The 19,656-nt window shown below is 59.6% G+C and carries 21 protein-coding genes; 5 read left to right on the forward strand and 16 right to left on the reverse strand.

Annotated elements, in window-relative coordinates:
- Window positions 1-58: 58 nt before the first annotated feature.
- Both SNL23_RS06930 and SNL23_RS06935 read left to right on the forward strand, forming a co-directional pair.
- Window positions 59-1,921: an NAD(P)-binding protein gene (locus SNL23_RS06930; protein ID WP_076017500.1), complete on the forward strand. Its 1,863-nt coding sequence runs from the start codon at window positions 59-61 to the stop codon at window positions 1,919-1,921.
- Window positions 1,922-2,282: 361 nt separating this feature from the next.
- Window positions 2,283-3,908 (forward strand): glucan biosynthesis protein D, encoded by a 1,626-nt coding sequence (locus SNL23_RS06935; RefSeq protein ID WP_167664497.1) that lies wholly within the window; start codon window positions 2,283-2,285, stop codon window positions 3,906-3,908.
- Between the two features lie 45 nt (window positions 3,909-3,953).
- On the opposite strand, the gene SNL23_RS06940 is transcribed toward SNL23_RS06935, so the two are convergent.
- From SNL23_RS06940 to SNL23_RS06960, 5 genes are all read right to left on the reverse strand, one after another.
- The gene (locus tag SNL23_RS06940; protein WP_318301897.1) at window positions 3,954-4,139 is read right to left on the reverse strand and encodes a hypothetical protein; all 186 of its coding nucleotides are present in this window, start codon (window positions 4,137-4,139) and stop codon (window positions 3,954-3,956) included.
- Window positions 4,140-4,340: 201 nt separating this feature from the next.
- Entirely contained in the window at window positions 4,341-4,832 is a 492-nt protein-coding gene (locus tag SNL23_RS06945) for an AAA family ATPase (protein WP_076017502.1), read from the reverse strand.
- 81 nt (window positions 4,833-4,913) lie between these two features.
- On the reverse strand, window positions 4,914-6,020 hold the full coding sequence (locus SNL23_RS06950) for an NADH:flavin oxidoreductase/NADH oxidase (protein WP_076017503.1): 1,107 nt from the start codon (window positions 6,018-6,020) through the stop codon (window positions 4,914-4,916).
- Between the two features lie 151 nt (window positions 6,021-6,171).
- Window positions 6,172-7,881, reverse strand: a complete 1,710-nt coding sequence (gene recJ / locus SNL23_RS06955) for a single-stranded-DNA-specific exonuclease RecJ (RefSeq protein ID WP_318301898.1) — start codon at window positions 7,879-7,881, stop codon at window positions 6,172-6,174.
- A gap of 173 nt (window positions 7,882-8,054) precedes the next feature.
- Window positions 8,055-8,597: a YaeQ family protein gene (locus tag SNL23_RS06960; RefSeq protein ID WP_003209567.1), complete on the reverse strand. Its 543-nt coding sequence runs from the start codon at window positions 8,595-8,597 to the stop codon at window positions 8,055-8,057.
- A gap of 145 nt (window positions 8,598-8,742) precedes the next feature.
- Here SNL23_RS06960 and SNL23_RS06965 point away from each other — a divergent pair, with 145 nt between their 5' ends.
- Both SNL23_RS06965 and SNL23_RS06970 read left to right on the forward strand, forming a co-directional pair.
- Entirely contained in the window at window positions 8,743-9,942 is a 1,200-nt protein-coding gene (locus SNL23_RS06965; protein WP_076017505.1) for a CaiB/BaiF CoA transferase family protein, read from the forward strand.
- A complete protein-coding gene (locus SNL23_RS06970; RefSeq protein ID WP_318301899.1) occupies window positions 9,942-10,820 on the forward strand; it encodes a TIGR02285 family protein in 879 nt (292 codons plus the stop codon). Before SNL23_RS06965 ends, SNL23_RS06970 begins: the two co-directional genes overlap by 1 nt.
- A gap of 171 nt (window positions 10,821-10,991) precedes the next feature.
- On the opposite strand, the gene SNL23_RS06975 is transcribed toward SNL23_RS06970, so the two are convergent.
- On the reverse strand, window positions 10,992-11,276 hold the full coding sequence (locus tag SNL23_RS06975; RefSeq protein WP_076017507.1) for a DUF3509 domain-containing protein: 285 nt from the start codon (window positions 11,274-11,276) through the stop codon (window positions 10,992-10,994).
- 303 nt (window positions 11,277-11,579) lie between these two features.
- Between SNL23_RS06975 and SNL23_RS06980 the strand changes: the two genes are divergently transcribed.
- On the forward strand, window positions 11,580-11,780 hold the full coding sequence (locus SNL23_RS06980) for a hypothetical protein (protein WP_076017508.1): 201 nt from the start codon (window positions 11,580-11,582) through the stop codon (window positions 11,778-11,780).
- 95 nt (window positions 11,781-11,875) lie between these two features.
- Here SNL23_RS06980 and SNL23_RS06985 read toward each other — a convergent pair whose 3' ends face one another.
- The 10 genes from SNL23_RS06985 to rpsP form a co-directional block, all read right to left on the reverse strand.
- The gene (locus SNL23_RS06985) at window positions 11,876-12,001 is read right to left on the reverse strand and encodes a hypothetical protein (RefSeq protein WP_318301900.1); all 126 of its coding nucleotides are present in this window, start codon (window positions 11,999-12,001) and stop codon (window positions 11,876-11,878) included.
- Between the two features lie 109 nt (window positions 12,002-12,110).
- On the reverse strand, window positions 12,111-13,520 hold the full coding sequence (thrC, locus tag SNL23_RS06990; RefSeq protein ID WP_226476555.1) for a threonine synthase: 1,410 nt from the start codon (window positions 13,518-13,520) through the stop codon (window positions 12,111-12,113).
- Between the two features lie 67 nt (window positions 13,521-13,587).
- Window positions 13,588-14,892: a homoserine dehydrogenase gene (locus SNL23_RS06995; protein WP_003209580.1), complete on the reverse strand. Its 1,305-nt coding sequence runs from the start codon at window positions 14,890-14,892 to the stop codon at window positions 13,588-13,590.
- Window positions 14,893-15,018: 126 nt separating this feature from the next.
- A complete protein-coding gene (gene dsbC / locus SNL23_RS07000; RefSeq protein ID WP_063032964.1) occupies window positions 15,019-15,750 on the reverse strand; it encodes a bifunctional protein-disulfide isomerase/oxidoreductase DsbC in 732 nt (243 codons plus the stop codon).
- Between the two features lie 154 nt (window positions 15,751-15,904).
- Window positions 15,905-16,801: a site-specific tyrosine recombinase XerD gene (gene xerD / locus SNL23_RS07005; RefSeq protein ID WP_318301901.1), complete on the reverse strand. Its 897-nt coding sequence runs from the start codon at window positions 16,799-16,801 to the stop codon at window positions 15,905-15,907.
- 237 nt (window positions 16,802-17,038) lie between these two features.
- The gene (locus SNL23_RS07010; protein ID WP_063032965.1) at window positions 17,039-17,452 is read right to left on the reverse strand and encodes an acyl-CoA thioesterase; all 414 of its coding nucleotides are present in this window, start codon (window positions 17,450-17,452) and stop codon (window positions 17,039-17,041) included.
- An 84-nt stretch (window positions 17,453-17,536) separates the two neighbouring features.
- Window positions 17,537-17,887, reverse strand: a complete 351-nt coding sequence (gene rplS / locus SNL23_RS07015; RefSeq protein WP_003175895.1) for a 50S ribosomal protein L19 — start codon at window positions 17,885-17,887, stop codon at window positions 17,537-17,539.
- A 45-nt stretch (window positions 17,888-17,932) separates the two neighbouring features.
- Entirely contained in the window at window positions 17,933-18,643 is a 711-nt protein-coding gene (gene trmD, locus SNL23_RS07020; protein WP_231988895.1) for a tRNA (guanosine(37)-N1)-methyltransferase TrmD, read from the reverse strand.
- Window positions 18,644-18,686: 43 nt separating this feature from the next.
- A complete protein-coding gene (gene rimM / locus SNL23_RS07025) occupies window positions 18,687-19,223 on the reverse strand; it encodes a ribosome maturation factor RimM (RefSeq protein ID WP_049711676.1) in 537 nt (178 codons plus the stop codon).
- Window positions 19,224-19,228: 5 nt separating this feature from the next.
- Window positions 19,229-19,480 (reverse strand): 30S ribosomal protein S16, encoded by a 252-nt coding sequence (gene rpsP, locus SNL23_RS07030; RefSeq protein WP_003209587.1) that lies wholly within the window; start codon window positions 19,478-19,480, stop codon window positions 19,229-19,231.
- Window positions 19,481-19,656 lie beyond the last annotated feature (176 nt).

Below are 19,656 nucleotides of genomic sequence, written 5' to 3' on the forward strand. Positions count from 1 at the left end.
CAGTGAGCCCGCTCCCACAGGGGGTCTCCTAATAACAATAAATAATTCGTAGGTACCCATGGACATCACCCGCCGCGACTTCCTCAACGGCGTCGCCATCACGATTGCCGCCGGCATGACCCCGCTGCAAATCCTCCAGGCCGCTCCCGATGGCCGCTACTACCCACCTGGCCTCACCGGCTTGCGTGGCAGCCATGTGGGTTCGTTCGAAATCGCCCACCAGATGGGCTGGGAAAAGAAGGTGTTCGACACCGATAAATTGCCGATCACCGAAGACTACGACCTGGTGGTGGTCGGCGGTGGCTTGAGCGGTTTGTCGGCGGCGTGGTTCTACCGTGAGAAGCATCCAAAGGCGAAGATCCTGATCCTGGAGAACCACGACGACTTCGGCGGGCATGCCAAGCGCAATGAATTCCAGGCCGGTGGCCGGCTGATCATCGGTTACGGCGGTAGCGAAGCGTTCCAGTCGCCAAACCATCTCTACAGCAAGGAAGTAAACGGGCTGTTGAAGAAACTCGGGGTGAACATCAAGCGTTTCGAGACCGCCTTCGACCGCCAGTTCTACCCGGGCCTGGGGTTATCCCGCGGGGTGTTCTTCGACAAGGAAAACTTCGGCGAAGACAAACTGGTCACCGGCGACCCGACGCCGATGGTGGCCGACGATATCGCCCCGGACCAATTGCATGCGCGCTCCATCAGCGACTTCATCAATGATTTCCCATTGCCGGAGGCCGACCGTCAGGCGCTGATCGCCCTGCACGTCGCGCCCAAGGATTACCTGCCGGGCAAGTCCGCTGAAGAAAAGGCCGACTATCTGGCGGCCACCAGCTACCGCGATTTTCTGCTCAAGGACGTAGGCTTGTCGGAAGGCGCGGTGAAGTACTTCCAGAGTCGCACCAACGACTTCATGGCTCTGAGCATTGATGCCGTGGCTTCGGCCGATGCCTACAGCGTGGGTTTCCCGGGCTTTGGCGGCATGAACCTCGCGCCTATCAGCGAAGAAGCTGCCGCAGAAATGGAAGAGCCCTACATCTACCACTTCCCCGATGGCAACGCGTCCCTCGCTCGGTTGCTGGTGCGTAGCCTGATTCCGGCCGTGGCGCCCGGGCACACCATGGATGACATCGTGCTGGCGCCGTTTGACTACGCCAAGCTTGATCAGCCCAAGACGCCGGTACGGGTGCGCCTCAATAGCACGGCAGTCAGTGTGCGTAACGTCGGCGACGGCGTGCATATCGGCTACAGCCGTGGCGGCCAACTCGCACAGGTACGCGGCAAACGCTGCATCCTGGCGTGCTACAACATGATGATCCCGTACCTGCTGCGGGACCTGCCAGCGGAACAAGCCCAGGCCCTGAGCCAGAACGTGAAGTACCCGCTGGTCTACACCAAAGTGGTGGTGCGCAACTGGACGTCATTCCAGAAGCTGGGGGTGCATGAGATTTATGCGGCTACCCAGCCTTACAGCCGGATCAAGCTCGACTACCCGGTAAGCATGGGCGGCTACGAGCACCCACGCGACCCGACACAGCCGATTGGTTTGCACATGGTCTACGTGCCCACCAGCCCCAACAGCGGCATGAACGGCCGCGACCAGGCCCGCGCCGGCCGGGGCAAGTTGTATGGCCAGACATTTGAACAACTGGAAATGCAACTGCGGGATCAACTGCAACGCATGCTCGGCCCGGGCGGTTTCAACCACCAAACCGACATTCTGGCGATCACTGTCAACCGTTGGTCACACGGCTATGCGACCTTCTCCAACAGCTTGTTTGACGATGCCGATGAAAGCGAAAAACTGAAGGACCTGGCGCGTAAGCCGCTGGGGCATGTGAGCATCGCCAACTCGGATGCGGCGTGGAGTGCGTATGCCCATGCGGCGATTGATGAGGCGTATCGGGCGGTTGGAGAAGTGGGCTAATCCCGGCTTTCCTGAAGAAAGAGGTTGTTGTGGCGAGGGAGCTTGCTCCCGCTGGGCTGCGCAGCAGCCCCAAACCAGGCGATCGAGATATTCCTGAAAGATTTCGATCGCCTGAGCCGGGGTCGCTTCGCGACCCAACGGGAGCAAGCTCCCTCGCCACACGGCTCCCGCAGAAACGTCTTGTTTCACATGCACTGCCATCAACCCGCCATCAATCATTTTTCCTTCCGCACCGAACCGCTTAAGCTATTTGGCATCTGTTTAATGTCCGTTGCGTTTGGCCGAAGGTATGTCCGAACCGTTTTCCTTGATCCAGCACGTGCCAGGAACGGCGCGGGATTGTTCACGACAGGTTGTATTTATGCACCGCAGGAATTTGCTCAAAGCGTCCATGGCCATTGCGGCTTACACCGGTCTATCGGCCAGTGGCCTGCTGGCCGCCCAAGCCTGGGCGGGCAATCGCGCCGCTGATGGCGAGGCCCAGGCCTTCGATTTCGAGGCGCTGAAGATCCAGGCCAAGCAGTTGGCCGGCAATCGCTATCAGGACACCAAGCAGGTATTGCCGCCGACCCTGGCGACCATGACCCCGCAGAATTTCAATGCCATCGGCTACGACGGCAAGCATTCGCTGTGGAAAGAATTGAACGGCCAACTGGACGTGCAGTTCTTCCACGTCGGCATGGGCTTCAAGACGCCGGTGCGCATGTACAGCGTCGACCCGAAAACCCGCCAGGCCCGCGAGGTGCACTTCCGCCCTTCGCTGTTCAACTATGAAAAAACCACGGTAGACACCAAGCAGCTGACCGGCGACCTGGGTTTCTCCGGCTTCAAGCTGTTCAAGGCCCCGGAACTGGACCGCCATGACGTGCTGTCGTTCCTCGGCGCCAGCTACTTCCGCGCGGTGGATTCCACCGGCCAGTACGGTCTTTCCGCACGCGGCCTGGCGATCGATACCTACGCGAAGAAGCGCGAGGAATTCCCGGACTTCACCAAGTTCTGGTTCGAAACCCCGGACAAGGACAGCACCCGCTTCGTGGTCTACGCCCTGCTGGATTCGCCGAGCGCCACCGGGGCCTACCGCTTCGATATCGACTGCCAGGCCAACCAGGTGGTGATGGGCATCGACGCCCACATCAATGCGCGCACCGCCATCGAACAACTGGGCATCGCGCCGATGACCAGCATGTTCAGCTGCGGCACGGTTGAGCGGCGGATGTGCGACACCATCCACCCGCAAATCCACGACTCGGATCGCCTGGCCATGTGGCGCGGCAACGGCGAGTGGATCTGCCGCCCGCTGAACAACCCGGCCACCCTGCAATTCAACGCATTTGCCGACAAAGACCCGAAAGGCTTCGGCCTGGTGCAGACCGACCATGAGTTCGCCAGCTATCAGGACACCGTGGACTGGTACAGCAAGCGCCCAAGCCTGTGGGTAGAACCTACAACCTCGTGGGGCGAAGGCTCTATCGACCTGCTGGAAATTCCTACAACCGGCGAAACCCTGGACAACATCGTGGCCTTCTGGACCCCGAAGAAACCCGTGGCAGCCGGTGAATCCCTGAACTACGGCTACAAGCTCTACTGGAGCGCCCTGCCGCCGGTCAGCACGCCACTGGCGCAGGTCAACGCCACCCGTTCGGGCATGGGCGGCTTCACCGAAGGTTGGGCACCGGGCGAGCATTACCCTGAAGTATGGGCACGGCGTTTCGCTGTGGATTTTAACGGCGGCGGGCTGGATCGGTTGCCGGAAGGCACCGGGATCGAGCCGGTGGTGACGTGCTCCCATGGCGAGGTCAAAGACTTCAGCGTATTGGTGCTGGATGCCATCAAGGGTTATCGAATCCTGTTTGATTGGTACCCGACCAGCGACAGTGTCGAGCCGGTTGAACTGCGGCTGTTCATTCGCACCCAGGACCGCACCTTGAGCGAAACCTGGCTGTACCAGTACTTCCCGCCTGCGCCAGACAAGCGCAAGTACATCTGATACCGAACGTTCCCACGCTTGCGTGGGAACATCCCTTCGGCGCTTTCAGAACCGCGAAATACTCTTCATCGCCCCAATCAAGTACCGCATCGCCACCTGATCACTCTCGGTCAGGGCGCGGTACTGTTCCAGCAATTCAGCCTCGTCCGAACTCAAGCGTCGGCCACGCAGCGACATCCTGCGGGCCAGAAAAGACGACAAAAAACCTGCAACACCATAAGACTTGGCCATGGACTGTCTCCTCGTATCAATCAACTGCTCCTGGTTGCCCATAACCTTGTCCCGCAACCCGCAATGCCTGCGGGGACCAACAGACTGACTTCCTGGGCCAGAAATCAGACTCACTGTAAGCGTAGAAACTATCTTGCCGGGCGTGGGACTTTTTTAGAGTAATCACTTAAAAAAGTGCTTATAGGGCAATGGCCTACAGCGTTATCCCACGTCACTCCCCGACGGCTCATAGCGAATAATGTTGAAGCCCTCTTCTCTGCGGGGCGCTTCGAAATAGCCGGTGATCAAATCGAACTGGGCATCACTGGTTTCGAACGCGTGGGTACCGGCTGCATTGCGTGCACGCAGGCGTGCCTTGCAGACCTCGTCCGGCACGTCCAGGTAATGCAATTGATGGTCGGCGCCCGCGCCTTCGAACAAAGACCGCATCCATCGACGGCTGGCCAGGGTGTTGGCGGGAAAATCCAGCACCACCGAAACGCCAGCCTTGAGCAGCGAGATGATATGGGCCGTCAACGCATCGCGCAGGTGGCCGGTGCAGCGCACGTAGTCGCCCAGGGCCTGGATCTGTCCGGGATAGAGGCGTGACAGCCACTCATCCTCGCTGATCAATACCGTCTGGGGAGCTTGGGACAACTGCTGGGTCAGGGTCGATTTGCCGGATGCGATTTTGCCGCAGATCAGGTGCAACATGGGTTCCTCCGGTGTTGAAGCTAATAAAAAACCCGCCGGTTCAAGGGCGGGCTTTCATGTTTACCATTATTGCTATGCAGATCAATCCCGCAAATCCGACTCATGAATCGGCTGGTCGCGATGTGTGGCCCGCTGGTATTGCGCTGGCCAGATCGCCTTGCGTCCGCCCAGGTCATCGTCGGCATGCAGTGGCCAGTACGGGTCACGCAACAGTTCGCGGGCGAGGAAGATGACATCGGCCTGGCAGGTGCGCAGGATGTGCTCGGCCTGGGCGGGCTCGGTAATCATGCCCACGGTGCCGGTGGCAATTCCCGACTCTTTGCGCACACGCTCGGCGAAGCGGGTCTGGTAACCAGGGCCTGTGGGAATTTCCGCATTGGCCGCAGTACCACCGGAGGAGACGTCGATCAGGTCGACGCCCAGGTCTTTCAGGCGGCGCGCCAGTTCGACGGTTTCATCCGGGTTCCAGCCGTCTTCGACCCAATCGGTGGCCGATACCCGCACAAACAGCGGCAGCTCTTGCGGCCAGGCTTCACGCACCGCCGTGGTCACTTGCAGCACCAGGCGGATGCGGTTTTCGAACGAGCCGCCGTACTGGTCCTGACGCTGATTACTCAGGGGCGAAAGAAACTGATGCAGCAGGTAGCCATGGGCTGCGTGGATTTCCGCCACTTTGAAACCGGCGGTCAACGCACGCTTGGCGGCAGCCACAAAATCAGCGATCACTTGCTGGATCTGCCCTTCGTCCAGTTGCTTGGGTGAGGTGTGCTGCGGATCGAAGGCAATCGGCGATGGCCCCACCGGCACCCAACCGCCGTCTTCCGGCTTGACGCTGCCGTGCTTGCCGATCCATGGCCGGTGCGTGCTGGCCTTGCGCCCGGCGTGGGCCAGTTGAATGCCCGCCACCGCGCCCTGGGCGTTGATGAAGCGCGTGATGCGTTGCAAGGGTTCGATCTGTTCGTCGTTCCACAGGCCCAGGTCCTGGGCGGTGATGCGACCATCGGCGGTAACGGCGGTGGCTTCGGTAAAGATCAACCCGGCGCCACCAACGGCACGGCTGCCGAGGTGCACCAGGTGCCAGTCATTGGCCAGGCCATCGACGCTGGAATACTGGCACATCGGTGACACGGCGATGCGGTTGAGCAGGGTCAGTTGGCGCAGGGTATAGGGTTCAAGCAGCAGACTCATGGGGCACCTCTTTTATGCAGTGGGCAGGCTCCAGGGTTCTGTTTGAAAGGTCGACGAAAAACCCGTCCCCGGCGGGCTGAAATAAGACAAGGTCACAAGACCGATCACACAGTGCTTAGAGACTAGTCGACAACAGAGGATTGCACAGGGTTCAGCGTGGCTCGATATGGGCAATCATCAGTTGCACGGTTTCCTGGCCACGGAACTCGTTCACGTCGAGCTTGTAGGCCAGTTCCACCCAGCGAATGGTCGGGTTGGGCCAGATCTCGCGGTCGATGCCGAAGGCAATGCCATCGAGCTTCACCGAACCGCATTCGCTCTTGAGCACCACTTTCAGATGGCGCTCGCCGACGACGCGCTGCTCCACCAACTGGAACACCCCGTGAAACAACGGCTCGGGGAAATGCTGGCCCCACGGCCCGGCATTGCGCAGGGCGCGGGCCAGTTCCAGGTGAAACTCTTCAACCGCCAGGGTGCCGTCGGACAACAGCCGGCCAGTCAGGTCTTCTTCACGCAGTTGCCGGCGCACTTCGGCGTCAAAGGCCTCGGCGAACAGTGGGAAGTTGGCCTCGGGCAAGGTAAGACCTGCCGCCATGGCGTGACCGCCGTACTTGGCGATTAGCGTCGGATGCTGGCTGGCCACCACGGCCAGCGCGTCACGGATATGAAAGCCCGGTACGGAACGCCCGGAGCCCTTGAGCAGACCGTCACCGGCATCGGCAAAGGCGATGGTCGGGCGGAAGTAACGCTCTTTCATCCGCGAGGCGAGGATGCCGATCACGCCCTGGTGCCATTCCGGGTCGAACAGGCACAATCCATACGGCATCGACTCCACCGGCAAGTCCTTGAGCTGGGCCAGGGCCTCGCGCTGCATGCCTTGTTCGATGGATTTACGGTCCTGGTTCATGCCGTCCAGTTGCGCGGCCATTTCCCGGGCAGCGGCGAAATCCGTGGTGAGCAGGCATTCGATGCCCAGGCTCATGTCATCCAGGCGACCGGCGGCGTTCAGGCGCGGGCCAAGGATAAACCCGAGGTCGGTGGACGTGATGCGCGCGTGATCGCGCTTGGCCACTTCGAGGATCGCCTTGATCCCCGGGCGGGCACGACCGGCACGAATGCGTTCCAGGCCTTGATAGACCAGGATGCGATTGTTGGCGTCCAGCGGGACCACATCGGCCACGCTACCCAGGGCTACCAGGTCCAGCAGTTCGCCGATGTTCGGCTGCGGCTTGTTCTCGTACCAGCCAAGGCTGCGCAAACGCGCGCGCAGGGCCATCAGCACGTAGAAGATCACGCCCACACCGGCCAGGGCCTTGCTGGGGAATTCACAGCCCGGCTGGTTCGGATTGACGATCGCATCCGCCGCCGGCAGTTCGTCGCCCGGCAAGTGGTGGTCGGTGACCAACACCTTGAGCCCCGCCGCTTTCGCCGCCGCCACGCCTTCGACGCTGGAGATGCCGTTGTCCACGGTGATCAGCAGCTGTGGCTCGCGCTGCAAGGCCACGGCGACGATTTCCGGGGTCAGGCCGTAGCCGTACTCAAAACGGTTGGGTACCAGGTAGTCGACATGGGCGGCACCCAACAAGCGCAGGCCCAGGGTGCCCACGGTGCTGGCGGTGGCGCCATCAGCGTCGAAGTCACCCACGATCAGGATCCGCTGGCGCTGTTCCAGGGCCGTCACCAGCAGGTCCACTGCGGCATCGATGCCCTTGAGCTGCTGATAGGGAATCAGCCGCGCCAGGCTTTTATCCAGCTCGGCTTCCGATTGCACCCCGCGTGCGGCGTAGAGACGGGTCAACAGCGGTGGCAATTCACCGAGGAATGGCAGGACGGCAGGCAACGGGCGAGGATCGATACGCATGGGGTGACGGAAGCTTCTCTTTTAATGTTGAAAATTAGCGGTGATCCCTTGTAGGAGCTGTCGAGCTCCAGCGAGGCTGCGATAGGATCACCTCGGTGTACCTGTCAGACCGCAGCGCCTGCATCGCAGCCTCACTGAAGCTCGACAGCTCCCACATTCGACCTGTCGACGTTTCAGCCGCGCTCGCCAGCCAGCCATTCCAGCTGGACTTCGTGCTGGCCACGATCATCGGTCACGAAGATCGTGCCTTCGCTGATCATCACGTCCCACTTGATCACCCGGGGCATGTCCTTGGCCAGCACTTCCAGGATTTCCTGGGGTACGGCGGCAATGCTCACGTTTTTCAGGTTTTTCGCCACCGGCACCACTTTGCCTTCCCAGACGCGCAAGCTGCCATAGGCCAGCAAGGTGGTGCGTTCGGTACGGCGGGAACACCAGGTCAGGCGGTCCGCATCCGGCTGGCCGACTTCGATCCAGTGCAGGACGCGATCATCCAGGCTTTTTTCCCACAGCGCTGGTTCGTCTACATCTGACAGGCCACGACCAAAAGACAACTGTTCGTTGTAGAAAAGTGCGTAGGCCAGCAAACGCACGGTCATGCGCTCTTCGGTTTCCGAAGGGTGGCGGGCGATGGTCTGCTTGACGCTCTCGTACACCGAACGATCAAGGTCGGTGAGGTTGAGTTCAAACTTGTAGGTCGTGGACGGCTGGGCCATGAACGGACTTCTAGAGACAGGGAAAGGCGGCAAGTCTAACCGATGGCGAGCTGATTCAACGAATCCTGCGCTGCATCATCCTTATCACTGCGCGACTCGCCTATGTTAAAAGGCTCACATCCCTGCCCTGCCCGAAAGGTTCCTCATGTCGTTTACCGCCAAACCACTTGCCGGCCTGAAAGTCATCGAACTTGGCACCTTGATCGCCGGCCCGTTTGCGTCCCGCATCTGTGCCGAGTTCGGCGCCGAGGTGATCAAGGTCGAATCACCGGATGGCGGCGACCCGCTGCGCAAGTGGCGCAAGCTGTATGAAGGCACCTCGCTGTGGTGGTTTGTGCAGGCCCGCAACAAGAAATCCCTGACCCTGAACCTGAAACACCCGGACGGCCTGGCGATCCTCAAGCAGCTGTTGGCGGACGCCGACATTTTGATCGAGAACTTTCGCCCTGGCGTGCTGGAAAAGCTCGGCCTGAGCTGGGAAACCCTTCACGCCCTGAACCCGAAACTGGTGATGGTGCGCCTCTCGGGCTTCGGCCAGACCGGGCCGATGAAGGACCAGCCAGGGTTTGGCGCGGTAGGCGAGTCGATGGGCGGCCTGCGCTACATCACCGGTTTCGAGGACCGCCCGCCGGTGCGCACCGGGATTTCCATCGGCGACTCAATTGCGGCGTTGTGGGCGGTGATCGGGGCACTGATGGCCCTGCGTCATCGCGAAGTGAATGGCGGGCTCGGCCAGGTCGTGGATGTGGCGCTGTATGAAGCGATCTTCGCGATGATGGAAAGCATGATCCCGGAGTTCGACGTATTTGGCTTTATCCGCGAACGCACCGGCAACATCATGCCGGGCATCACGCCCTCCTCGATCCACACCACCCAGGATGGCAAGCATGTGCAGATCGGCGCCAATGGCGATGCGATCTTCAAGCGGTTCATGTTGGCCATTGGTCGGGACGACCTGGCCAACGATCCGGCCCTGGCCAGCAACGATGGCCGCGACAGTCGGCGCGATGAGTTGTATGGCGTGATTGATCGCTGGGTCAACTCGCTGCCGCTGGAGCAAGTGGTGGAACAGCTGAACAAGGCCGAAGTGCCCGCCAGCCGTATCTACAGCGCTGAAGACATGTTGGGAGACCCACAGTTTCTCGCCCGCGAAATGTTCCTCAAGGCCCAGCTCCCAGGCGGCAAGGACTTCAAGATGCCCGGCATCGTGCCCAAACTGTCGGACACACCGGGTAGTTGTGAGTGGGTCGGACCACAGTTGGGTGAGCACAACGCCGTGGTGCTCAATGAATTGGGCTACGACGCGGCCGCCATTACGCGCCTGCGTGAGGATGGCGCGATCTGATGGCCCGGCGCTTCATCATTCGCCTGTGCCTGCTGGGTTCACTGCTCGGGGCGTGGCCGCTGTCGAGCCAGGCACAGGACACCTTGATCTGGCTGCTGCGTGACCTGCCGCCAGTGACGATTTTCGAAGGCCCGCAAAAAGGCCAGGGCGCCCTCGACCAACTGCTGCCGATACTTGCCGAGCACATGCCGGAATATCGACACCAAATCCTCCACGTAAACCGTGCACGCGCCATGCAGATGCTCCGCGACCCCGCCACTCTCACATGCGACCCGTCTCTGCTGTGGACGGCAGAACGCGCAAAAACCGTTGTTTTTTCCGTCCAGGCCTTTGCGACGTTGAGCAACGGGGTGACGATCCGCCAAAATCAGCGGGCAGCGCTGGCGCCGTTTGTGGTGGATGGAATGTTTGACCTGGAGGCGTTTTTGAATGCGCAGGAGGCGCGCCTCGGCATCATCGCTGAGCGCAGCTATGGCGCCATTATCGATGAAGCACTGAAGCACGCCAGTACGCATAAGTTGGCACCGCACTACGGCAATGACGCCCTCGGCAGCCTGCTACAGATGCAACGCAGAGGGCGCCTGGAGGCGGTGCTGGGTTACTGGACAGAAGTTCGCTATCAGGCGCTGCAACAGGGCATTGATCCCCAGGACCTGATCTTTTATCCCATCAAGGGCACCCCGCCCTCTCAACTGACCCATATCGGCTGCACGGATACTGCAGCAGGGCGCGTAGCCATCGAGCGGATCAATCAGGTGCTGCGCGAAATCCCGCAGGAGCAACTGCGACAGTCCTACGCATCATGGCTCGACCCGGTCATGCGTGAGCAATACCTGAAAGACAACCCGACGTTTTTCCAGGATGCCCCGAGGCCCTGACAAATCGCGGGCAAAAAGAAACCCCGAGCAGTGGGGAGACAGCTCGGGGTTAATAAGGGCCTAAAAAGACCAGTAACAACGAGCCACAAGCACCGGAGCACAATGCTTGGTCTCGCTGTTACAAAGTCTGACTCGCCTTACCGTAGGAAGGTTCCAAACAAAAATAAATCTTCATGCACAGGCGCTCGGCCGAGTCAGGGCCGCGTTGCGCAGAGCCGCCATGACCGAGGGCTCCAGGCGTCCTTCGGCAATCATCAAGTCGCGGTGCAAACAATCCACCACGTCGACCAATGCACGCTTGTCGGTCAATTGCGCCTGGTCGACTTCACGTTCGACCACGATGGCACCGGCCGGATTCTTTACGGTTACCAGGCATTCGCCCTGCACACCCGAGGTGGTCAGCGTGACCTGATAAGGGCTCAGTGCTTCACCGAGCAATAGGCTGATACTTTCCATCTCGATCACCACTCAATAGTTCGGGAACAATCGTGTAAACGGGAGCTGCATCTATCCTAAGTGACTATTTGTGTCGTAGGAAAGTTCGCTTTTTCGTCTTTCAAGGGTTGCCGGGGGATGACGTGTCCAGCATGCGCTTGCAACATGACAACCAAAAAACGGCAGCACATAACTGCTTACTTAATGGGTCGCCGTTTTGGCGCTGACGCTGAGGGTGAATCCTATACTCGGTGAGTGCTGATGATGCTGCCACACCGATAAACAGCGCATACCAAAAGGCCCCCGTTGCGAAGGATAAAGACCATGCTGGAACACGAAAAAGAGCAGGCTGTACTAGAGAAGATTCACGCCGACATATCAAGAATTTATGCAGAGCAACGCAAGCTCAACGCAGAATCCCACAAGATAACCCGAGAGAATTTCTGGTATCCCGTAGGTATCGCCATCGGCTTCTTCACGGCTGTCGGAACCGTAATGGCAGTCGCGCAAAAACTACTCGCATAAACGATCGCTCCGGCCGGGTCTGCCAGAAACGAAAAACGCCGCTCACCCAAGGACGGGAACGCGGCTTTTTTTTGCACCTCTGTAAAACCGCACCTTCAGAGCCTCTCCTGCGTCGCCGGCACCAGCTTGAACGGCAGGCTGACAGCCGCGAGGCTTGCCGAACCCTGCACAAGCAACAGCACACCTGTCAGCCACACACACGCGCGGGTCGATACATACACCAGTTGGGTTTCCTTGATTATTCTTGTTGGTCGCCGCGCAAGTATGGCTCGCCAGAATGAAAAAGCCCGTCACGAAGACGGGCTTGAGCTACCACGTAAAGCCGTTGGCTCAGAGTGGCTTGCCGCGATTGCCATGCTGGCTGACAAACGCCTGCACCGCTTTCAGGTCATTGGCCAACACCGTGCAACGCTCTTCGCGTTCAAACAGGTCGGTGAGGTGCGGTGGCAATTCCAGCGCTTTGCCAACACCGGCCTTCTCCACCGCTTCCGGGAATTTGACCGGGTGCGCGGTACCGAGAATCACCATCGGGATGTCCAGGCTGCGACGGCATTCGCGCGCGGCCTTGACGCCAATGGCGGTGTGCGGGTCCAGCAGCTCGCCGGTCTGGGCGTAGACTTCGGCAATGGTCTCGCAGGTTTGTGCATCGTCCACGGCCAGGGAGTCGAACAGCTTGCGGGTTTCAGTCCAGCGCTCTTGCTCGACGCTGAAACCGCCACCTTGCTTGAAGCTGTCCATCAGGCCAGCCAGGGCCGCGCCGTTGCGACCGTGCATGTCGAACAGCAGGCGTTCGAAGTTCGACGACACCATGATGTCCATCGACGGCGACAGCGTGGCGTGCAGGGTTTCCTTGACGTACTGGTTGCCGCTCATGAAGCGGTGCAGGATGTCATTGCGGTTGGTGGCGACGATCAACTGGTTGATCGGCAGGCCCATGTTGCGCGCCAGGTAACCGGCGAAGATGTCGCCGAAGTTGCCGGTTGGCACCGAGAACGACACCGAACGCGCCGGGCCGCCCAACTGCAGGGACGCATGGAAGTAGTAGACGATCTGGGCCATGATCCGCGCCCAGTTGATCGAGTTCACCGCCACCAGGCGCGTGCCCTTGAGGAAGCTCTGGTCGGCAAAGCTGGCCTTGACCATTTCCTGGCAGTCATCGAAGTTGCCTTCGATGGCGATGTTGTGGATGTTCTCGCCGAAGATCGTAGTCATCTGCCGACGCTGCACTTCCGACACGCGGTTGTGCGGGTGCAGGATGAAGATGTCGACGTTTTCGCAGTGCTTGCAGCCTTCGATCGCCGCCGAGCCGGTATCACCGGAAGTGGCGCCGATGATCACCACGCGCTCACCGCGTTTTTCCAGCACGTAGTCCAGCAGGCGACCCAGCAGTTGCAGGGCGAAATCCTTGAACGCCAGGGTCGGGCCGTGGAACAGCTCCAGGACCCATTCGTTGCCGTTCAGTTGACGCAACGGGGCGATGGCGCTGTGGGAAAACACGCCGTAGGTTTCTTCCAGGATCTTCTTGAAATCCGCATCCGGGATGCTGCCGGTGACGAACGGGCGCATGACCCGGAACGCCAGCTCGTGGTACGGCAGGCCGGCCCAGGAAGCGATTTCTTCCTGGGTAAAGCGTGGCAGGTTTTCCGGCACGTACAGGCCGCCGTCGGTGGCCAGACCGGCCAGCAGGACGTCTTCAAAATTCAGGGCCGGTGCCTGGCCGCGGGTGCTGATATAACGCATGACTGGCTCCTCTAGAGCATGCTTGAACAAGGGCCGCCGAACCTGTGGGGCCCTTGCCGCAAAACGATTAGTTCAGGTGTTCGACGCGAATCCGCACCACCGGCCCAACCACACCCTGCAACGCTTCAAGCGCGGCGATGGCATCGTTGATGTGCTGTTCCAGCACGCGGTGGGTCAGCAGGATCATGGGCACCAGGCCGTCTTGTTCTTCGACTTCCTTCTGCATGATCGATTCAATGTTGATGCCGCGCTCCGACAGGATGCTGGCCACCTGAGCGAGCACGCCCGGGTGATCCTTGGCCTGGATGCGCAGGTAGTAGGCACTTTCGCAGGCCTCGATCGGCAGGATCGGATGGGCCGACAGCGAGTCCGGCTGGAAGGCCAGGTGCGGTACGCGGTTTTCCGGGTCGCTGGTCATGGCACGCACCACGTCCACCAGGTCGGCGATTACCGACGAAGCCGTCGGTTCCATGCCGGCACCGGCGCCGTAGAACAGGGTGGAACCGGCGGCGTCACCGTTGACCATCACGGCGTTCATCACGCCATTGACGTTGGCGATCAGGCGGTCGGCCGGGATCAGCGTCGGGTGCACACGCAGCTCGATACCGGCCGGGGTGCTGCGCGCCACACCGAGGTGCTTGATGCGGTAGCCCAGGGCTTCGGCGTAGTTCACGTCGGCGGTGGTCAGCTTGGTGATGCCTTCGGTGTAGGCCTTGTCGAACTGCAGCGGGATACCAAAGGCGATGGACGCCAGGATCGTCAGCTTGTGGGCAGCGTCGATGCCTTCGACGTCGAAGGTCGGATCGGCTTCGGCGTAACCCAGGGCCTGGGCTTCGGCGAGCACGTCTTCGAAGGTACGGCCCTTCTCGCGCATTTCGGTGAGGATGAAGTTACCGGTGCCGTTGATGATGCCGGCCACCCAGTTGATGCGGTTGGCGGACAGGCCTTCACGGATCGCCTTGATCACCGGGATACCACCGGCCACCGCGGCTTCGAACGCCACGATCACGCCCTTCTCGCGGGCCTTAGCGAAGATTTCGTTACCGTGCACGGCGATCAGCGCCTTGTTGGCGGTCACTACGTGCTTGCCGTTTTCGATGGCCTTGAGCACCAGTTCGCGGGCCACGGTGTAGCCGCCCACCAGTTCGATGACGATATCGATTTCAGGGTTGGTGGCGACTTCGAAGACATCGTTGGTAATCGCAATACCGGTCGTTTGGAACTGAGGCTTTGGCGTACGCGTGGCAATTTGTGCCACTTCAATCCCACGCCCTGCACGGCGGGAAATTTCTTCAGCGTTACGCTGAAGTACGTTGAAGGTGCCGCCACCGACGGTCCCTAACCCACAGATGCCTACTTTGACCGGTTTCACTGAAGAACTCCCCATGAAACGGCCGACTCAAGGTCGGCCGTGAAAACAGCCGCACAGCTGCGGCTCTCTATTAATGACCCGCCGAACGGTCGGCGAGTCATGATCGTCAAGGCTCGACGATTTTGCTTACTTTGCGTTGAGTGCCAGTTTGGCAACTTGCGGTGCTGGCTGGTAGCCCGGAATCACCTGACCATCGGCCAAAACGATGGCCGGCGTGCCGCTCACACCAATCGACTGGCCGAGGGCGAATTGTTTGGAAACCGGGTTGGCGCACTTGGCAGCCTTGATTTCCTTGCCATCGACCATCTTGTCCATGGCGGCTTTCTTGTCGGCCGAACACCAGACAGCTTGCAACTGCTCGTCACCCGGCGAACCCAGGCCCTGGCGCGGGAACGCCACGTAGCGCACTTCAACGCCGAGCTTGTTCAGCTCAGGCACTTCGGCGTGCAGCTTGTGGCAGTACGGGCAGGTGGTGTCGGTAAAGACGGTGATGTGAGTCTTGGTTTCACCAATGGCCGGGTAAACCACGGTTTCAGCCACCGGGATGCCGTTGATCAGCTTGGACACGCCCAGGCGCTCGGCTTTCTCGGTGAGGTTCACGGGCTTGCCGTCTTTCAACTGGAACAGGTAGCCCTGGACGATGTACTGGCCATCGGCGCTGGCGTACAGCACGCGGCTGCCCTTGAGCTTGACTTCATACAGACCGGCCATCGGGCTGGCGCTGATGCTTTCAATCGGAGTGTCGAGCTGGAGGGCTTCCAGGCTCTTGCGGATTGTCTTTTCTGCGGCGTCATCGGCGACGGCAAAGGTGGAGACCAACGCAATGGCTGCGATGGCGAAAATCTGGGTCAAGCGCATGGGAACTCCTGAAGGCAGATGCAGGGACGGGAGCAGGAACACCGATCTTCAAACACGGGTTTGGGCCGTCCCCTTTGCGAACCGGCAAAGCCTACCACAGTTGGGCCGCAGGGCAGCCAGTCGCGGGGAAATTGGGCTTTTTCCGATGTGATTTTCATCCGCGGGGATGGTGCTTGGCGTGCATCTCCTGCAAACGCGCCCGGGCCACGTGGGTGTAGATCTGGGTGGTGGATAAGTCGCTGTGGCCCAGGAGCATTTGAACCACGCGCAAATCCGCGCCGTGGTTGAGCAAATGCGTGGCGAAGGCGTGACGCAGGGTGTGGGGCGACAGCGACTTGCCGATCCCCGCGACCTTGGCCTGGTGCTTGATGCGATGCCAGAAGGTCTGGCGGGTCATCTGCTCACCGCGCAGGCTGGGGAACAGCACATCGCTGGGCCGACCGTTGAGCAACTCGCTGCGGGCATCGCGCATGTAGCGCTCGATCCACACAATCGCCTCTTCGCCCATGGGCACCAGGCGTTCCTTGCTGCCCTTGCCCATCACGCGCAATACGCCCTGGCGCAGGTTGACCTGCTCCAGGGTCAGGCTGATCAACTCGGTGACGCGCAGGCCGCAGGCATACAGCACTTCCAGCATGGCGCGGTCACGCTGGCCGATGGCTTCGCTCAAGTCCGGGGCTGCGAGCAAGGCTTCGACGTCGGCTTCCGACAGGGACTTGGGCAGGGGCCGGCCTAACTGCGGCATGTCGATTTGCAGGGTCGGGTCGATCGCGATCAGCTTTTCCCGCAGCAGGTAGCGATAGAAGCCACGTACGCCCGAGAGAAAACGTGCGGTAGAGCGAGGTTTGTAGTTTTGCTCCAGGCGCCAGGACAAATGGTCGAGGATCAGCTCGCGACCGGCGTTGAGCAGCTCGAGGTTTTTCTCCAGCAGCCAGCCGTTGAACAATGCTAGGTCACTGCGGTAAGCCTGGCGGGTGTTGTCTGACAGGCCTTTTTCCAGCCATAGGGCATCGAGGAAGCGGTCGATCTGGGGGTGGTCGATGGCGGGCATGAGGGCTCAGGCTGGGAAAGTGGCGGTGTCGGGTAGATCCTATCGCAGCTCAGGCATCTACACATCAATGAAGGCGGGCAAATAATCTGTGGCGAGGGAGCTTGCTCCCGCTGGGGCGCGAAGCGGCCCTGATTGACCATTGAGGTCCAACACAAAGACTTCTATTGCAGGTTTCAGGGCCGCTGCGCAGCCCAACGGGAGCAAGCTCCCTCGCCACAAAAGCGACTCGATTCAGGATCAGTCGGCAAACCCTGGCAGCACGGGCACCGGTCGTTTGTCAGTATCAATCGCGACAAAACTGAACACGCCCTGGATAGCCTTTTCTCGTCCGTCAGCGCTCATGCTTTCGACAAATACTTCCACCTGAACCTTGAGGCTGGTGTTACCCACCTTGATCACGCGACCGATCAGTTCAACGATGGAGCCCGCCGGTATCGCGTGATTGAAGTCGATACGGTCGGTGGAGACCGTCACAAGCGGCAAGCGGCAGAAACGCGTCGCCGTAATGAACGACACTTCGTCCATCCATGCCAGTGCGGTACCGCCGAACAGCGTGTTGTGGTGGTTGGTAGTCGGTGGGAAAACGGCTTTGGTCACATGGGTAACGGAAAGGTCAGTACGACGCTGAATTTCTTCGAGGCGGGTAGTCATGAATAGATACCGGAAAAAAAGACAAATTTCAGGCAACAAAAAAGCAGCCCGTAGGCTGCTTTTTTCTGCATCGGGAAGCTGGACTTAAGCCAGTTTTTCCTTGATGCGAGCTGCTTTACCGGACAGGTCACGCAGGTAGTACAGCTTGGCTTTACGTACGTCACCGCGACGTTTAACGGCCATGCTGTCGATTTGCGGGCTGTAGGTCTGGAAAGTACGCTCTACGCCAACACCGTTGGAGATTTTACGAACAGTGAAAGCACTGTTCACACCACGGTTACGCTTGGCAATTACCACGCCTTCGAACGCTTGCAGACGCGAACGGTCGCCTTCCTTCACTTTCACCTGAACGACAATGGTGTCGCCCGGGGCAAAGGTAGGGATCTCTTTGGTCATCTGCTCTGCTTCGAGTGCAAGGATGATTTTGTTAGTCATGCTGTGCTCCTAAGGTAAGTCGTCGGACCTACCATCGATACGTTGTTAACTATCGTCCCGCCCGAGGATGTATTCCTCGAGCAGCTTCTTCTCTTCTCCAGAAAGCGAGCGGCTTTCCAGAAGATCGGCGCGTCGTTCATAGGTCCGCCCGAGGGACTGCTGTAAACGCCAACGCCGGATGTGTGCGTGATTGCCACTTAGCAATACGTCGGGAACACGCTGATCCGCATACACCTCCGGTCGGGTGTAGTGCGGGCAATCCAGCAAACCATCCGTGAAGGAATCTTCCTCCGCGGAGTCCGCATGCCCTAAAGCTCCAGGCAGCAGTCGTGTAACCGCATCTATCAGGACCATCGCCGGCAGCTCGCCGCCAGACAGGACATAGTCCCCAATCGACCACTCTTCATCGACATGAGCTTCAATAAACCGCTCGTCAATGCCTTCATAGCGACCGGCAATCAGGATTAATGCTTCCAGATTCGCCAACTCGCGCACCGCCGACTGATTCAGCTGACGGCCTTGAGGGGACAGGTAAATTACCTTCGCCTTCTCCCCGGCGGCTGCCTTGGCCTGAACCAACGCATCTTCCAGGGGCTTGATCTTCATCACCATGCCCGGGCCACCGCCAAATGGGCGATCGTCCACAGTGTGATGTCGATCCGTCGTGTAGTCTCGCGGGTTCCAACAGGTGAGCTGCAAGAGCCCCTGTTTCACCGCCCGACTGGTGATGCCGTACTCGCTGATGGCGGAAAACATCTCGGGAAACAAACTGATCACTTCAACGCGCAGGTTAGCCACGTTAGAAGTCCGCGTCCCATTCCACCTTCATCTCGCCCGCTGCCAGGTCGATGGCCAACACGCATTGCTCTGTATAGGGCAACAGGCGTTCACGATCATCCAGGCTGCCAGCGCAAGGCTTGACCACCATTACATCATTGGCGCCGGTTTCCAGAAGATGATCGATTTTCCCGAACAATTGCCCGAGTTGATCAATTACCTTCAGACCTTCCAGCTGGTACCAGTAGTACTCGCCGTCGGTCAATTCAGGGAACAGGTTGCGCGGCACGCAGATCTCATAACCGGCCAGAAGACGAGCTTCTTCACGATCATCAAGACCCTTGAGCTTTGCGACCAGGAACTTGTCGCTCCCGCGTCCACTGACCAGCTCTACCTGTTTCACACTACCTTCGCGCTTGAGCGTCCAGGTCTTGTACTGCAACAGGTTTTCAGTCGGATCAGTAAAGGAATACACCTTCACTTCGCCGCGAACGCCATGAACAGAGTAAATCTTGCCGATAACGATCAAATCATCAGCAACCGCTGGCGTCGCGTTCATATTGCTCAGGCCGCAGCCTTAGATGCATCCTTCAACAACTGAGCAACGCGCTCAGAAGGTTGTGCACCAACGCTCAGCCAGTAGGCTACGCGCTCTTGGTTCACGGACAGACGGACTTCTTGACCACGAGCGATCGGGTTGAAGAAGCCAACTTGTTCCTTGTGAGAGCCGTCACGTGGGTTGCGGCTGTCAGTTACGGTCAAGTGGTAAAACGGGCGCTTTTTGGAGCCGCCAAGGGCAAGACGGATTGTTAGCATGTGAACATCGTTCCTGTAGTCGGTGCTGCAAATCTAAATGCACAGCGGGCATAGGTGCCCGAAAGGCCGCATATTCTAAGGAATATCCGGACTTTTGCAAATGTCTTTTTCTGGCGCCTATCAGCGTGCCATTCAGATCTGCTATAGAGCCGTCGGTTAAAACGGCAAGTCAGCTC

Origin of the sequence: Pseudomonas sp. SED1, assembly GCF_034044025.1 — a bacterium.
In the GTDB taxonomy this organism is placed as follows: domain Bacteria; phylum Pseudomonadota; class Gammaproteobacteria; order Pseudomonadales; family Pseudomonadaceae; genus Aquipseudomonas.